General features: G+C 34.9%; 15 protein-coding genes. 2 read left to right on the top strand and 13 right to left on the bottom strand.

The window, feature by feature from the left end; genetic code table 11:
• Nucleotides 1-61: 61 nt before the first annotated feature.
• The 13 genes from V7Z48_RS04390 to V7Z48_RS04330 all read right to left on the bottom strand — a co-directional run bounded on the left by V7Z48_RS04390 (nucleotide 62) and on the right by V7Z48_RS04330 (nucleotide 15,348).
• A complete protein-coding gene (locus V7Z48_RS04390; RefSeq protein WP_334112181.1) occupies nucleotides 62-919 on the bottom strand; it encodes a CdaR family protein in 858 nt (285 codons plus the stop codon).
• A gap of 97 nt (nucleotides 920-1,016) precedes the next feature.
• A complete protein-coding gene (locus V7Z48_RS04385; protein ID WP_334112219.1) occupies nucleotides 1,017-2,021 on the bottom strand; it encodes a glycosyltransferase in 1,005 nt (334 codons plus the stop codon).
• A gap of 97 nt (nucleotides 2,022-2,118) precedes the next feature.
• Nucleotides 2,119-3,552, bottom strand: a complete 1,434-nt coding sequence (locus V7Z48_RS04380) for a T9SS type A sorting domain-containing protein (RefSeq protein ID WP_334112180.1) — start codon at nucleotides 3,550-3,552, stop codon at nucleotides 2,119-2,121.
• Between the two features lie 155 nt (nucleotides 3,553-3,707).
• Nucleotides 3,708-6,041 (bottom strand): T9SS type A sorting domain-containing protein, encoded by a 2,334-nt coding sequence (locus V7Z48_RS04375; protein WP_334112179.1) that lies wholly within the window; start codon nucleotides 6,039-6,041, stop codon nucleotides 3,708-3,710.
• A gap of 151 nt (nucleotides 6,042-6,192) precedes the next feature.
• On the bottom strand, nucleotides 6,193-7,908 hold the full coding sequence (locus tag V7Z48_RS04370) for an FG-GAP-like repeat-containing protein (protein ID WP_334112178.1): 1,716 nt from the start codon (nucleotides 7,906-7,908) through the stop codon (nucleotides 6,193-6,195).
• A 46-nt stretch (nucleotides 7,909-7,954) separates the two neighbouring features.
• Nucleotides 7,955-8,773 (bottom strand): enoyl-ACP reductase FabI, encoded by an 819-nt coding sequence (locus V7Z48_RS04365; protein WP_334112177.1) that lies wholly within the window; start codon nucleotides 8,771-8,773, stop codon nucleotides 7,955-7,957.
• 75 nt (nucleotides 8,774-8,848) lie between these two features.
• Nucleotides 8,849-10,501, bottom strand: coding sequence for a DNA repair protein RecN (gene recN / locus V7Z48_RS04360; RefSeq protein ID WP_334112176.1), 1,653 nt, complete (start codon nucleotides 10,499-10,501; stop codon nucleotides 8,849-8,851).
• 77 nt (nucleotides 10,502-10,578) lie between these two features.
• Complete coding sequence (gene porD, locus V7Z48_RS04355) at nucleotides 10,579-11,466, bottom strand: type IX secretion system protein PorD (protein WP_334112175.1); 888 nt, start codon at nucleotides 11,464-11,466, stop codon at nucleotides 10,579-10,581.
• Entirely contained in the window at nucleotides 11,459-12,682 is a 1,224-nt protein-coding gene (gene coaBC / locus V7Z48_RS04350; RefSeq protein ID WP_334112174.1) for a bifunctional phosphopantothenoylcysteine decarboxylase/phosphopantothenate--cysteine ligase CoaBC, read from the bottom strand. Before coaBC ends, porD begins: the two co-directional genes overlap by 8 nt.
• 7 nt (nucleotides 12,683-12,689) lie before the next feature.
• A complete protein-coding gene (locus V7Z48_RS04345; protein WP_334112173.1) occupies nucleotides 12,690-13,019 on the bottom strand; it encodes a DNA-directed RNA polymerase subunit omega in 330 nt (109 codons plus the stop codon).
• A 13-nt stretch (nucleotides 13,020-13,032) separates the two neighbouring features.
• Nucleotides 13,033-13,833 (bottom strand): outer membrane protein assembly factor BamD, encoded by an 801-nt coding sequence (locus V7Z48_RS04340; protein WP_334112172.1) that lies wholly within the window; start codon nucleotides 13,831-13,833, stop codon nucleotides 13,033-13,035.
• 121 nt (nucleotides 13,834-13,954) lie between these two features.
• Complete coding sequence (dapA, locus tag V7Z48_RS04335) at nucleotides 13,955-14,830, bottom strand: 4-hydroxy-tetrahydrodipicolinate synthase (RefSeq protein WP_334112171.1); 876 nt, start codon at nucleotides 14,828-14,830, stop codon at nucleotides 13,955-13,957.
• Nucleotides 14,830-15,348 carry a DUF6913 domain-containing protein gene (locus V7Z48_RS04330; protein WP_334112170.1) on the bottom strand — a complete coding sequence of 173 codons (519 nt, stop codon included), beginning with the start codon at nucleotides 15,346-15,348 and terminating at the stop codon, nucleotides 14,830-14,832. The genes dapA and V7Z48_RS04330 overlap by 1 nt, the downstream gene beginning before the upstream one ends.
• A gap of 70 nt (nucleotides 15,349-15,418) precedes the next feature.
• On the opposite strand from V7Z48_RS04330, the gene V7Z48_RS04325 reads away from it, so the two are divergent.
• Both V7Z48_RS04325 and V7Z48_RS04320 read left to right on the top strand, forming a co-directional pair.
• Nucleotides 15,419-16,174 (top strand): 5'-nucleotidase, encoded by a 756-nt coding sequence (locus V7Z48_RS04325; protein ID WP_334112169.1) that lies wholly within the window; start codon nucleotides 15,419-15,421, stop codon nucleotides 16,172-16,174.
• Nucleotides 16,175-16,178: 4 nt separating this feature from the next.
• The gene (locus V7Z48_RS04320; protein ID WP_334112168.1) at nucleotides 16,179-17,087 is read left to right on the top strand and encodes a bifunctional metallophosphatase/5'-nucleotidase; all 909 of its coding nucleotides are present in this window, start codon (nucleotides 16,179-16,181) and stop codon (nucleotides 17,085-17,087) included.
• Nucleotides 17,088-17,091: the final 4 nt, after the last annotated feature.

Here is a 17,091-nt window from a genome sequence, read left to right as displayed (position 1 = left end):
AACCTTGATTTTTAGGTAGCTTAATAATAATGTAGTTCATTAAATTTTATCAGTATTAGTTTTATTCTATTATAATAAATTCAACCTCGTTTAACTTTATCCGAGGATTTCTAACAACGTCAGGTGATTTATATAAAATTGGTTTTAAAGTTGTTAAGTTTTTATTAGTGACTTGATTAAAATCGCAAACTACTTCAAACATTTCGGGTATGATGCGCGCTGCATCTTTCAACGCTACTTCGTATAAAACATCAACTGTTTTTGGGAAATAATTAATCTTGACACCTTTTGGCAAGCCCATAATATCTATAGGAATGGACACAATGTTTTCAGTATATTTTTCCACTTCCGCTGTAACATTTATGTGAACTTTAGACAGTTTAACATTTGAACCCTCATTTAATTTCAAATCAGCCTTAACATTAATATTACTTTTTATTTCCTTTAAAGATATTACGCTCGTTTCAATAAAATCAACATTATCAACCGCTATAGATGAGCCTATTATTTTAACACTATCTGGTTTCATAACTATGGAATCATACAAATTGTAGCCTGGTATAAAGCTGAATTGCCTGTTCAATTTTATAGGTACCACTTTTGAAATTAGTTTTGAAAATGGAATTGTTATGCTGTCTGGTTTTACGGTTTCAATCATTGTATTAGAACCTAACTTTTGAGTGATCAGATATTTTATATTTGACGATGCACTGTACGCATAATTTCCATCTACAGAAAAAATGGTTTGAAAATCTAAACTTATATTTTGAGGTTTCAATAGCTGTATTAAATAATTAAATCCGAAAGTACTTACCGTTGCCGAAATAGGTAAAATACTATCTTGATTGATGTAAATATCATCTGGTACATTTACCAATTCAAGTTTAAGGTTTAATGTTTCAGTATATTTTTTTGACAACTTTGTGAAAATCAAAAAAACAAATGCTAATAGCAGAAAAAAGCTGAAACTTTTAAATTTATTTTTGTTTAGGATAATATTAAAATAGTTTTTTTGTTTATTCATTTACCTTAAAAAATAATTCTGGAAATTGCTGTTCCGGTGCCTTGTTTAAAATGCGCATTATTAATGTCGATTTCAAAAAACCATAGCCGTAACCAAAAAATTGAATTCCTATAGCCAGTATTCCATAAACGGCTATTTTAAGATTTTGTTCTTTAATAAAAGCCAACACAAATGCGGTGAAAAAATACAATAAATAGACGGCAAAAAAGATATAAAAGCCAAAAATCGTCAATAACACCGACATTATAAAACCCAGACAAAACAAGCTTGGAAACCAAAAAACCAGGCTTTGATGCTCGGGATAGCGCTTATTTAGAATTGGACGTACCAAACCAAATTTATAAACTTGCTTATAAAATTTAGGCCATGATATCCGGCGTTTATGATATACATAGGCATCTTGAAATAAAGCTGTTTTAAAACCCAGTTTCCAAAGTCTTATTGTTAATTCGGGATCTTCGCCAGGATGAATATTACCAAATCCGCTAGAGGCTTCAAAGGCAATTTTAGACAAGCCCATATTAAAGCTTCGAGGTTGAAAAGAATTTAACTGTTTCTTACCACCTCTTATACCACCAGTGGCAATAAATGAGGTCATTGCAAAATTAATGGCTTTCTGCAATGCAGAAAATGAGGCATGCGCCGCGTCTGGCCCACCAAAACAATCAACATAATTATCTTGAAGTCCTTTGTGTACTTCTAATAAATAGTTCGCTGGCAACAAACAGTCCGAATCCAAAATGATAAAGTAAGTGCCTTTGGCACGTTTCATTCCATAATTCCGAGAATCACCAGGCCCCGAATTTTCCTTAAAGAAGTAACTGATATTTAATAGATGTGAAAATTGATCTACCACTGGCTTTGAAGATTCATTTGAGCCATCTTCGATAATTACCACCTCAAAGTTATAATTGCCAGAAAGTTCAGTCATACTACTTAGAAGCTCTTCAACTTCTGTAGGCCTGTTATAAACTGGGATTATAAATGAAAAATACATTGGATTCATACCTAACAAAAGTAGTTAAACTAAATAAAAAACCCACCAATCAACATTGACTGGCGGGTTATAGAATTTACTTGTTGTTTTTACAGCCTTATTGCTTTAAAAGTTTAATAGTTTTAGTAACATTATTGATGGTTACTTGGGCAAAATAAGTACCTGTGTTTAGTGATTGCATATCTATTTCGCTTTCCATAGCGTTTGGAGTGGTTTTTATAACTGCCTGACCTAACATATTAAAAACGGTTACATTTTCAATGCTATTTTGAGCCTTTAATATCAAAGTGTTTTTAACTGGGTTTGGAAAATATGAAAAATTGGTATTTGCCAAAACATCCTCGTTGCTTAATGTTTGAGGTGTCCAAACAGCAAACTCAAATGTAGAATTCATAGGATTAGTACCAAAGAAATAAACTCTAAAATAATATGTATCTCCTATTGTTAAACCAGTGGCATTAATTTCTTCTATTCCTCCTGCTCCAGCGCCATCATCATCAGCACAATCTAGTTGAATTAAATTATCACAATCGCCAGAAAACAAGGTTAAAACAGCATCAAAATTTGTATCCGCTGTAATATTAACATTTTCAGAACCGGCAACGAAAGAAAACCAAACATCGTCTAAAGCATTTCCTGTAAAGCCATTACAGGCTAAACCAAAGATATCAGTATTAGCAGTATCTGCAACTGAACCTGGTTCATAAACTGCTGCAGCAGCTGTAGCAACATCACCTTGTACACTTACAGGTAATGCACCAGCGCATAAATCATTTACAACTGGGGTAAAACTTAAGGTCGTAAAATTAATTGGACCAACCCAGGCAGATGTTACGCCACCACCGCAATCGGTTTGAATAAACAAATCATAAGGCGTATTCAAGGTTAAGACGCTCCCTGAAGACGCATTAGTACCCGCGGTGTTGCCTGAAACAACTATGCTGTTTCCTTGACCAGCACCATCTGCAACAATTTCCCAGTTATATCCTACTGGTGGTCCAAAATCTGCAGGAGTCCAACTAAAGTCTAATTGGTCACCTAGTAGTATATCTGCAAAAATCGCATTTACCTCACTACAAGCAGGTGGTGCATTAAAGGATAATGACCAATCAAAAGATGCAGTGCTCCATCTATCATCCCATTCAATAAAATAAGTAACCCCAGCTGACACCGCAAATTCGGTGATTTCAGCTGCCCATAAGCTACCTGTTCCATCTGGATTAAATGCACAGACATCGTCTGATTGCGCCACCAAATTCAATGACCCGCACGTCCCTGTACGTATCCACAAACGTGTATCTGCACCTCCTAAACATGAAGATACGTCGATAGTACCGTCTTCATCAGGAGTAAAAGCAAACCAAGCAGCATCGAATCCAGCGGCTGTAGCACCACTAACTCCTTGGGTAATAGTAGTTCCAGTAAATGAACCTGGAGTTACGGCAACAGCGCTAGCACATGTGTCACCACCATTTTGGGCGAAACTAAAAACCGTGGTTAATGATAAAAGGAAAAAAGTAATTTTCTTCATAAGTTAAATTTTTTAAATGTTAATTATAGTATAAACTTAAACGAAAATATTAATATTTTTTCTGAAATGCTAACATATTTATAATAATAGATATAATACAAAAAAACCCGTTCAGTTACAAACGGGTTTTATATTCAGTTATATAGGGTAATTTATTATTGTTTCACCACTTTTACGGTTTTCACAATACCGTTAACGGTTACTTGAGCAAAATAGGTTCCAGAAACTAGGTTATTCATGTCAACTTCACTCGTTGTATTATTAGGAGCTAATTTTAAAACTGCTTGACCTAGCATGTTAAAAACGGTTACTTGCTCGATGTTGTTTTGAGCGGTTAGAGTAAGAGTGTTTAGAACAGGGTTTGGGAAGAAACTAAATGAGCTTGGACTGTCAAAGTCGCTATTTGACAAAGTAAAGTTTAAGGTCAAGTTGCCAGTTCCTGTAGCACCTAAAAATCCACTTACAGCAATATAATAGTCACCTGAAGGTAAATTATTTAACGTAAGCTCACTAGTTAAACTACAACCCGCTGCATCGTCATTACCTCCTTCACAAACTAAGGCGCCACATTCGCCGCTATAAACATTTATTTTAGTGTCAAAATCGGCATCGTTGCAAGTACTAACAACTAATGAACCTTCTCCCGTTGCCGTAAATTTGAACCAAACGTTTGGACCGCCAGGTGCTGTGCCACAAATTGCCCCAGGACCATCAGTAGTGGCTGCTAAAGTACTAAAAGGTGTAGTAGAAGGTGCTGTGACTTCTGTTGCATCAATGCAGTTATCATTAACTGGCGGTGGTGGTGCAGTTACAGTCAAAACACCTGAAACGAAATTAGTTCCATCCCAAAAATTACCATCAGATGCTCCGGGATTAATTCCGCCGTAAGAAAAAGGTCCCCCTAAAACTGAAAATCTACTCACATAATAATAAGTTCCAGGAACTAAACCAACACCTATTTCGGCTTGATACTCATCATTGTTACCATTATCAACATTATAAGTAGCTGGCACCCAATTCCAACCTGCGTTTTCAAAATCTGCGGCAGTCGTTGCATCAGTGTCACTTACCCCAATCCAAGCCTCTATACCTGCACCTTGACCTGCAGGTTCGGTAATTCCAGATTTGAAAATTTGTGCAAAAATAGTGGCTGTACTTCCTTGTTCAATAGTTGCTTCAAATGGAAATTGAAGGTTAACGAATTCTGCTGTTTCATTAGAAGGTGTACTGGCATTGATAAAGAGATTTCCAGTTCTAGTGGTATTTGTTGTGGTAACATTAAAATCTTCAGCACCAAAAACCGTATTAAATGGACCTGCTACAATGTAATAGGTTCCCGCCGGTAATGAGGCGACAGTTAAACTACTTAAAACATTACCTGATTCTAAATCATCATTGTCGCCTATTAAAAGCCCATTTGAATCATATAATCCAATTTCTGTGTCAAGACGACCACCACTACTACTACCCGTACTACCCAAAGTATCTACTGTAATAGAGTCACAACCTCCTGCATAATTTAATTGTACCCAAACAAAAGGTTGATCTGAAGCACTGTAGGACACCTCATAACTATCTGAATCTCCGCAAGAATTTAAGTCAAAAACAATATCAACAGTTGGAGGTGCTGGCGCTTCTTTTGTTACAAAAGTTTGTTCCACACATCCCGTGGCGGAACCATTATCATTTTTTGGTACTATAGTCACATAATACGTAGTTGAAAATTCGAGCATTCCTACATTAAAAGAAGTAACATTACCAACATCGGTAGTGGCTAAAACCTCTGATCCTCCAGCTGTAGTACCTACAGTTAAATCGTAAGCATTGGGTGCACCTGTCGCGGCTGACCATGAAATATCACCTGCAATACCTACCTCTGTGGTTGCAGTTAAAGTTGCATCACAGTTAGGAGCAGATGTTATAGGTTCTTGAACTGTAACATTATCAAAATTATAAAAGTTATCGCCAGCTAAACGAGTTATTACAAATCGCACGTAAACCTCATCACCTACATTTGGAGTAAACTGATAGGTGCCCGGACCAGGTGCACAATCACCAGAAACTGCATGATTAGCGTCATTAATTTGTCCTAAGTTTAACCAAGGCCCAGCCAAATCTATTGCCCACTCAATATCAATAGTAAAATCAGTACCTGGAGCACCTGTTGTGTTTGCACTCCAAATGGCCACTTTATACTCAAATTCAAACGTTGTTAAACCACCATCACTAATACCTAATAATGGGGATATAAATTGCTTAACATTACCAGCAGAAAAGATATTAGCTCTGGCGCCAGCACCATCGCAAACTGTGGCAGCAGCGGCTCTGGAAAAGTTACCTCCTGTTCCAGCATTAGTCCAACCAGCTAAACCAGGACCAGAATCTGTCCAAGATTCTGAATAAAAAACTTGTGCGCTACTACTTACAGTGAATAGCAAACAAACACTAAGAGTTAAGATTGAAATAAAATTTAAAGTAATTTTCTTCATAAAGTTAGTTTTAAGTTAATAATGTGTTAAATCAATTACTAAAATATCAATTCTAAATTAAAACAAAGCATTATTCTATTTGAATAGATAAAAAGCCAAAAACAGCGATTAAAAGTGTAAAAAGATTGGAAAAACTAACTCTGAAATATATTTAGTTTTTAACGATTTTAATGGTTTCCTTTAAAAGAACAAAATCAAGCACTACAATATAAACACCTGAATTTAAAAAGTATAGATCTACCTCAAAATATCGCGAGTTAATTTTTGAATTTCTATATACCTCTTGACCTAAGAGGTTGTAAAACTGTATGTTATTAATTTCATTAATTGATGCCAGTGTTAATGTATTATCAACTGGGTTGTTATAATTTAACCAAAAGTTATTATTAAGCTGATTTACCGATAATGTAGAACCCTCAACTATGTTCAACTTTTGGTTGGGTGACACATTATAAACGATGTCTTCAATACCACTTAACCAATTTACTTTCACGTAATCTATAGTCGAAGCGGTTCCTACACCAAAAATTTCTGTGCCTGAGTTTTGCGATAAATAGCCTTCGCCACAAAGTGTATATCGATATTGAATATTACCATTTACAGAAATTTCAATTAAAGACCCAATACCATCTCGATTACTTTGTGTGCCTTCCAAAGCCACTTTTAGCCATTTATTAGCGGTCGTTGTTTGGTTCTGCCACAGGAAAATAGTTTCGTTGTTTCCGTTGGTTACAACTATATCGCTTAAGCCATCATTGTTAAAATCGCCAATCGCATTTGAAAAGCTTTCACCTGTGTCATTACCCAGTCCTGAATTTGAAGGAATGTTGAAAATACCTTGCCCATTATTTTCATAAAATGCAGAAGATAAATAAATGGGATTGGGAATATAGTTTCCGCTTACGTACAAATCTAAATCCGTATCGTTTTCAGCATCAAAAAAAACAGCGCCCCAACCAATACTATTAAACAAAGTTCCCGTAGACTCAGCTATATCAGTGAATGTTCCATCGCCATTGTTATGAAAAAATACGTTGCCTTCAGTGCCATTGGTAATATAAATGTCCATCCAACCGTCATAGTTAAAATCATCAATCGTAACCGACATAGCGTCTATCCCAATATCCGTTCCTGAAATTTCACTTACATCAGTATAAGTACCATTACCATTGTTTTTGTAGAGTGTGTTGCGAAATGAAGTTTTATCGTTTGAAACATATATGTCCTGAAAACCATCATTATCGAAATCAAAAAAAGCTGCGCAAAACGACATCTCACTCGTAGTTTTAATACCAGCTTCAATGCTTACATCAGTAAATGAGCCATCGCCATTGTTTCGAAATAAAAAATTTGGGGTTTCTAAATTATATTCATCTCTGTTACATATGAATACGTCTAAAAATCCATCATTATTATAGTCGCCCCAGGATGCGCCGTAAGTGAATAAATTTTGCGTTGGTAACCCTACTGTTTCAGTAATGTCTATAAAATTGAAATTGCCGTCATTTTGATACAATCGATTCCCATTGGTGTCGCTCGTTACAAATAGGTCATAATCGCCATCGTTATCAAAATCGACCCAATTAATTTGTTTAGTTTGATAAGCAGGCGCGTCTAACAATACTTCTTCAAAAAAACTACCAAAGACATTTTTAAAAAAGCGCACTTTGTTATCGGCTCCAGTTGCGAGTGTAATATCGTCCCAGCCATCTTGGTTATAATCAAAAAAACTGACGCCATTTCCTAAATAAGTATTTCCTGTGCTTAAGTTTAAACCGAGAACACTAGACCTATCTTGAAAATAAATTTGCGAATACAACAAAGATTGCATTCCCAAAAAAAGCATTAAAACTGAGATATATTTCAAAAGAATAGTCATTTAAGCCATTCACGAATATACAAAAGAATTACAATTATTCTTCACCCATAAACCCATCCATGACAGCATCACTTACTCCCATATTGCTAAATCCGCCATCATTAAACAAGTTTTGTAGGGTGACGCGCTTGGTTAGATCACTAAAAAGCGACACAGTATAGTTCGCGCAGTCTAAAGCCGTGGCATTTCCAAGCGGGGACATTTTTTCGGCATAAGCTATAAATCCATCAAATCCTTTTACGCCTTGGCCAGCTGTAGTAGGTGTTGGTGATTGTGAAATGGTATTGACACGTACTTTCTTATCCTTTCCGAAGAAATAACCAAAACTACGGGCTATACTTTCTAAATAGGCTTTATTATCTGCCATATCATTGTAATCGGGAAATACCCGTTGTGCGGCCATATAAGTTAATGCTACAATGCTACCCCATTCGTTCATGGCATCAGCTTTATAAAGGGTTTGCATCACTTTATGGAATGACATGGCTGAAACATCGGTACCTTTTTGCGTCCAATCGTAATTTTGGTCGGTGTAATGGCGACCTTTTCTAACGTTTATAGACATGCCAATAGAATGTAAAACGAAATCTAATTTACCACCAAGTATTTCCATAGATTTAGCTACCAAATTCTCTAAATCTTCAATGGAAGTGGCGTCGGCAGGAATAATTTGAGCACCAGTCTTTTCGGCTAAATCATTTATTCGCCCCATACGCATTGCAATGGGTGCATTGGTCAACACAAAGGTTCCGCCTTCTTCATGAACGCGTTCTGCCGTAATCCATGCAATTGAATTGGGATCTAATGCACCAAAAATAATTCCTCTTTTTCCTTTTAATAAATTGTATGACATGTTTGTTGGTTTAAGATTTAATGTTCAATGTTCAAAGTTAAAAAAGTTTCAATGCAAACTGAAGTTGAAAATATTTTAGTTCAATAATTGTTTAGCGTGCGCAATGGCAGAGCTCGGCAAACTGCTACCACTCAACATTTGTGCGATTTCAACAACGCGTTCATCTTTATCCAAAAGTTTGAGCTTGGTTTGTGTTTGTGCATCGATATCTTCTTTAAAAACTTTGAAATGTGATTCTCCTTTTGCGGCAATTTGCGGTAAATGGGTAATGGCGAATACCTGTAAATTATTACTAAGTTGTTTCATTACTTTAGCCATTTTATTGGCGATTTCTCCTGAAACTCCTGTATCAATTTCATCGAACATGATGGTTGGCATTTGTATGTAATTACTTAAAATAGATTTGATAGCCATCATTATTCTAGACAACTCACCGCCTGAAGCTGATTTTTTGAGAAGTTGAAAATTACTACCCTTATTAGCCGAAAATAGAAAGGATAAATCATCGGTGCCATTTGATTTAAAGATCTTGCTTTTGGCAAATTCCAATTTGAAATCGGCATTGGGCATTCCTAAATTTTGAAGGATTTGCTTTAATTGTTTAATAAGAAGAGGCACTGCCTTTTGTCTTCTTTGATGCAAACTTTCGGCTCGGTTTGATAAATCTTTTTCAGAAGTTGTAAGGGCTTGCTCAAGTTTAAGTATTCTTTTATCATTATTAAAAGAATTTTGAATCTTTACTGATAAATCTTCACGAATAGCCAATAAATCGGCAATGGCTTCAACATTGTGCTTTTGAAGCAGGTTGTTTATCAATTTAAGCTGTGCGTCTAGAGCTTCTAATGCCGATGGATTTATTTCTAAATTTTCCGAAGCATCTTCAACTTCAATGTTGACATCTTTTAATTCAATTAAAACACTTTCAACGCGTTGTGTTAATTCTTCATAGTTTTTTGAAAAATTTGATATTCGTGAAAGTGTTTGTTTTAACACCGAAATATTAGCTATAAGACCAATACTTTCATTGTTGAGCAAATCTGAACTAGATGCGAGTTGCTCTGCAATAAACTCCACATTACTCAAAGCTTCGTATTCTTGCTCAAGTACAGTTAAATCTATTGATTCTAAATTAATTGTCTCAAGTTCATTAAACAAAAACTGATTGTAATCTAAAGCTTTTAAAGCTTCGGCTTGTTCGGATTTTAATTGAGCTAATTCTGAAATATAGGATTTATAATTTTGTAATTCAAGTTGATAATCAGCAATTAGCTTTTGGTTCTCTGCTAAGGCATCAATTATTTCAAACTGAAAATCGTCGTTAGTTAACTCTAAAGTTTGATGTTGCGAATGGATGTCGATTAAATTTGCCGAAAGTGTTTGCAGCACTTCGAGATTCACTGGGGTATCATTTACAAAAGCACGCGATTTCCCTGATGGTAAAATTTCACGTCGGATAATAGTTTGAGTATCGTAGTCTAAATCTAAATCTTTAAAAAGTGCTTGAAGTTTGTATTTACTAACATCAAAAGTGGCTTCAATAATACATTTATCGTTGGTATTACCAATAGCCGAAAGATCTGCTCTTTTTCCCATGATCATTCCTAAACTTCCTAAAAGAATAGATTTTCCAGCACCAGTTTCACCTGTAATAATGGTTAAACCGTTATTGAAATTGGCTTTCAGCTGACTAATAAGGGCGTAATTTTGTATATAAAGACTTGCTAACACAGACTAACTTTAATAATATTTATACAAAGTTAACCGAGAAATCTGAAATATAGAATACTTGAAGTTTGAATGTCAAATTAAAATTTAATATTGCGCCATTTAGTGGAATACGTTGGGCCAATTTTATTAAGAGTATCAATAATTTCGGCTACATCTACTTTTGGTCCACCGCTAAAAATTTGAGTAATTTCATCGGCTTTCGCATCAAAAAACACGCGCATTAAAAATGAATTAGGTCGTCGCTGATTCATTTTTTGCAATTGCGGAAAAACAGACGCAATCACCTGTTTGCCTTTCATTGTGTTATCGCTCATTTGGTCTAATCCAATCATATGATAGGTGTACATCACCGATCTAAATTCTTCAAAAGTTGGCGACAATAAATTGTCTATTAAGGCAAATCGAGACTGTAATCCGTCTTGTAAACTCCAACCTTTGCCACCACCTTGTTGTGAGTAGTTGGCTATGGTTTGCGCTTGTCTAAAATATTCGTCGCCACCATTTTTAGTGAAAGTATCGGCATCCATCCCTAAAATCATATAAATATGAAAGGTGATAACTGAAATAAGATTCGATTCAAACTGATTTGGATTGTAAACTAAATTTTGAAATTCTAAATATTCAAAAGTGAAATCTCTATCGTTAAAATTATAGATTGGCGTGGTATAAGTAGCGTTGTAAACTGGTCTTGAAGCCTGAATTTGCAAGGTTGCTGTAAACACATTACTGTTATAATTTTGAACATTAATTACCATATTGCAATTAATTTTCTCCTGATTTTTATAGCTCTTGTTAGTCCACTTTGTGTTGTTGATGAACTCCGATAATTGTTTTTCTAGTGCTTGAAAAATTTGGACATTTTGATTTGCCGTTCGTTGTGCATCAACTACAACATTACAATTTAATTCCTGCGAAAAGGAACTAATTGAGAACATTATCATTACAAAAAATATAAGTCTAAGCATGTAATTGTTTTAATACTTGTTGAAGCAAATCTATTGCTACCTCTGCTTTTGGCTTTTTGTTGAATTGAATTGTTTCGTTATTTTCAGTTATAAAGGTAACTTTATTTGTGGATACTCCAAATCCTGCTCCGTCGTCGTTTAAAGAATTCAAGACAATTAAATTGAGATTTTTAGATTTCAATTTGAGTTTTGAATTTTCAAGTTCATTTTCAGTTTCTAAGGCAAATCCCACTAAAAACTGATGCGTTTTGATCGCTCCTAAGCTTTTTAGAATATCCTTTGTTTTTTCTAATTCTAAGGATAACGTTGCAACTTGTTTTTTTATTTTTTGACTGGCATAAATTTTGGGTTTGTAGTCGGCTACAGCAGCGGAGAGAATCGCAATATCCGTGGTATTGAAATATTGGTGAACGGCATCGTACATTTGTTCTGCACTTACTACATCAATACGTTTAATTGATGAATGGTTTACAGTTTCCGCTGAAGGACCAGTGATTAGCATAACCTCAGCACCCAAATTTGCCGCTGCTTTTGCGATTTCAAAGCCCATTTTTCCACTAGAATGATTTCCAATAAAACGCACTGGATCTATCGCTTCATACGTGGGACCAGCCGTAATTAAAACTTTTTTGCCATATAATGGCAATTGCTTTAAAACATACGTTTCAAGGAAAGTAACTATATCTTCAGGCTCGGCCATTCTACCTTCGCCAACCAATCCGCTCGCCAATTCACCCAAGGTAGCAGGAATGATAATATTATTGTAAGATGCTAATTTTTCGAGAGCGGTTATTACGCTTGGGTGTTTGTACATATCCAAATCCATTGCGGGTGCGACGAAAACTTGGCATTTAGCTGACAGATACGTGGCCAATAGAAGGTTGTCGCATTCGCCAGTCGCCATTTTAGACAAGGTGTTAGCAGTGGCTGGTGCAATCACAAAATAATCGGCCCATAGGCCTAATTCTACGTGATTGTTCCACATGGGATTATCGTTTTTACCACCATCTTTTTCATTGACAAAAGATGACAAAACAGGATTTTTTGAAAGAGTAGAAAGCGTAAGCGACGTTATAAAGTCTTTTGAAGCAGGCGTCATTACAACTTTTACGTTGGCGCCTGCTTTAATAAAGCCTCTTACTAAGTGTGCAGATTTGTAAGCAGCAATTCCGGCACTTATACCGACTAAAATATTTTTACCGCTTAAAATAGACATTAAATAGTTATTCTGGGATGCTGTCTTCCGTATTGCGATAGTAAATTTTATCGTCCAACCATTCTTGCACTGCTAAAGCATGTGGTTTTGGTAATTTTTCGTAAAATTTAGATACTTCGATTTGTTCTTTGTTTTCAAAAATTTCTTCTAAGCTATCGTTGAAAGTTGCAAACTCTTCAAGTTTATCAACTAGCTCACGTCTAATATCCGTGTTGATTTGCTCAGCGCGTTTTGAAATTACAGCAATTGCTTCATAGATGTTATCGGTAGGTGCATCTACTTGATTACGATTGTAAGTTACAGTACTTACGGGAGCTTTTGTGCCTTTTAAATCCATTTTATATAAGGTATTAACTTTTGGTATTAAATTGTTGTTGCAAGTCTACTAATTCGGTATTCATCGATTCTGCCAATTCCATATTTCCTGATTTTGGATAGGATTTTTTAAATGCCTGGAAATATGTAAGCGCTTCTTTAATTCTATCTTGTTTTTTAGATTCCACGCTGTTTATTGCAAATTTATAAGCTGAATCTAATCTCACAAAAAATATATCTTCTCTATAAACGCTCCCTGGAAATTCTAAAATAAAATTTTCGCAAGACTTGATAGAAGCCGAATAGTCGGTTATTTTGTTATATTGCTTGGCAATTTCGTATGCTTTTCTTTCTAATTTTAAATCTAATTCTTTAACCATGTTATTGGCTTCGGAGAGATATTGCGAATCGGGATATCTGTTTATAAAAAGTTGAAGTTTTTCGATAGCTTCAATAGTCTCTTTTTGCTCCTTGCTATAAATTGGTGAAATTTTATAGGCACTTTTGGCAGCCAAAAATCCGGCTTCTTCTACCTTTTCACTATTGGGGTAGCTACTTTCAAAACGCTCTAATTGATATGCCGATAGATAAAAATCTTCCATATTGTAAAAGGTCATGGCATACATATACATAAGTTTCTCAGCTTGCGGTTTTCCACGATATTCTGGCACAATTTGAGCAAATAACCTATTGGCTTTGTTCCACTTACCCTCTTCAAACAAGGTAGTGCCCAACTGGAATTTTGTAGCAGTATCCTCAGACTTTAAAGCCTTTTGAAAATCACTACAAGATGTCAATACAAGCAAAAAAGATAATATATATACGGTGTTTTTCATAACTAAAATAGTTGGCAAATGTACATTTTTTATACGTATAATAAAAACAATTATTGTTTTGTACATCAAATAATTATCAGAATTCTGTTTTAGAAAATTTTATATTTGCACTTATTTATGTTTAAAATTGCTCTAAAGCACTTTTAATTTCGCCTTTCAAACTTGTCGAAGCAGGAACTAAAGGCAATCTAACAAAATCGTTAGAAATACCTAAAGCTTCTAAAACTGCCTTAATTCCTGCAGGATTATTTTCTTTAAAAATTAGTCCTGTTATATCCATTAATTTAAAGTGTAGTTCATAAGCTCCTTTAGCTTTTCCTTTTAAACCTAACTGAATCATAGACGTAAATTGTTTAGGTAGAGCTTGACCAATCACTGAAATTACACCAGCTCCACCTGCCAATACCACACCCAGAGCCAAATCGTCATCACCAGAAATGATTAAAAAGTCATTTGGTTTATTTTTTAAAAGTTGGAGGTATTGCGCCACATTGTTGCCAGCTTCCTTCACTGCGATGATATTTTCAAAATCGTTTGCTAATCGCAACGTCGTTTCGGGTAACATGTTGGATGATGTTCTTCCTGGTACATTATACAATATAATAGGTACCGGACTCGCATCGGAAACTGCTTTAAAATGCTGATAAATGCCTTCTTGTGTTGGTTTACTATAATATGGCGACACAGATAAAATGGCATCGATACCTTCAAAATTAGTCGATTTAATTTCTTCGATTACACTATAAGTATTGTTGCCACCAATTCCTAAAACTATAGGTATTCTGCCAGCATTAACTTTTTTAATCGTGTTAATTATTTCAACTTTTTCTTCTGCTGTAATAGTTACACTTTCACCTGTTGTACCGCTAATTACCAAATAATTGGTACCGTTTTCAATGTTGTACTCAACCAATTTTTTAAGTGCTGAATAATCTACCGATAAATCTTGATTGAATGGCGTTATTAGAGCCACGCCAGTGCCGAAAAATTGTGTCATTAAATTAATTTTAAAATCTTTAAATATTTTTTTAATTCTGTTTTGAATATATTGAATTGGTCTGTTTTTATATTAATGATTAAATCGTAATAACGGTCATCAACATTGGTCAATCCTATTTTAAATTTGGCTTTAGATAATGCCGTTATAAGATTTAACTCAACCTTACTTTGATTGTAATAACTTATCAAAACATCAAAATCGGCATTAATGAATGTTTCTAAATCAACACTTTCAATTTTGCCATTCCATCCAATATTTTTAGGTATAAAATAAGTGTTCCAGGTACTAGTGATTTGCTTTTCATCGTCTATAAATGCCGCTACCCGACACTTTGGCGATGTTAATTCCAATTCTTTAAATAGTTTTCTAAATAATTCAAAATCATTAAATTCATTAAAATTTAATAAAACTCCAATTGTTTGAAGCTCATTAGCCACCACAGTAGGCGGTTTGTTATTTAATAATTTCTTAATAAATTTTTGGTTTGACTTGTCCCGAAAACCCTTTAAAAACATTTATATTTAACCTTTGGACAAAGGTAGCAAAAGGTGTCACAACTTTTTGTTAACATTAATATAGATTTTAATGACTATAAAAAACCTAAGTATTATAGCAGTAGCCTTGCTTTTTGTGAGTTGTAAAAACGATTTTCAGCTTGTTAAAATTGAAGGCAAACGCATTGAAATTAACGATAACTTAGCCACCAATCAAGACATCGAAAATTTTGTTGCGCCTTATCGAGAGCGCATCAATAAAGATTTGGATAGTGTTTTGGCTTATGCGGTAGATACCTATTCTAAAACTGATGGGCATTTAAATACTGCCATTGGCAATTTGGTTGCCGATGTGGTTTTAGAACAATCTAATCCTATTTTTAACTCCCGTACAGGTAACAATATTGATTTTGTGCTGCTGAATCACGGCGGTATTCGTTCTATAATTTCGAAAGGAAATGTGACAACTCGCACTGCATTTGGCGTGATGCCGTTTGAAAACTCGGTGATTGTCGTAGCGCTTAAAGGTCAGCAAATTGAAGATCTAATCGCATATTTAAGTCGCGCAAAGCGAGCACATCCAATTTCAGGATTACAATTGGAACTAGACAAGGATTTCAAAGTTATTTCTTCATCAGTCAATGGGAAGCCAATTGAAAAACATAAAATTTATTACATTGCCACAAACGATTATTTATACAATGGTGGAGATGGCATGGTCTTTTTTCAACCAAATGAAGGTGAGTATGTATTAGACTATAAAGTAAGAACTACACTCATCGACTATTTTAAAAAAGTTGATACACTAAACCCAGTTATTGACGATCGATTCACCCAAAAAAATTAATTAAATGAAAAGAAGACAATTTGTGCAACAAACAACTTTGGCAACTGCTTTTTTAGGTTTGGGTGGATTAAGTTTACAATCGTTGGCAAAACCACAAAAGAAAATCACCATTCTTCACACCAATGATGTTCACAGCCATGTTGATGCTTTTGGCCCCGAAGATGGACGAAATGCCAATAAAGGTGGTGTTGCCAAACGCGCTAGTTTAATTGAAGCCATAAGACAAGAAAATCCAAATACACTTTTATTGGATGCTGGCGATATTTTTCAAGGCACACCCTATTTTAATTATTACGGTGGCGAATTGGAATTTAAGTTGATGAGCAAGCTTAAATACGATGTGGCTACCATTGGCAATCACGATTTTGACAACGGTATTGACGGGCTTTATACACAACTGCCGTACGCCGATTTTCAATTTGTATCCGCTAATTATAATTTTAGAAATACGGTAATGGATACCCATGTAAAACCTTATCATATTATCGTAAAAGATGGCATTAAAATTGGAATCTTCGGGCTTGGTATTGAATTGAGAGGTCTCGTAGATAAAAGTCTGTATAAAGAAACCGAATATCTCGATCCAGTTGAAATTGCTCAAGACACTGCCAGAACTCTAAAAGAAAACGAAGGATGCGATTTAATAATTTGCCTGTCGCATTTGGGCTATAACTATTCGAACAGTGAGAAAATTTCCGATTTAAAACTTGCTAGTTTAACCAAGAATATTGATTTAATTATAGGCGGTCATACACACACCTTTTTAGATAAACCGACTGTTACTAAAAATGCAGAAAATAAAAATATATTGGTAAATCAAGTGGGTTGTTTCGGATTGTATTTAGGAAAAATTGATTTCTATTTTGATGCTGCAGGGAAAGCTGACAGTAAAGGAACTTCAATCATTGTTTGATAAA

Origin of the sequence: Paucihalobacter sp., assembly GCF_036825875.1 — a bacterium.
Lineage (GTDB): Bacteria > Bacteroidota > Bacteroidia > Flavobacteriales > Flavobacteriaceae > Paucihalobacter.
This window is presented reverse-complemented; position numbering and strand designations above follow the sequence as displayed.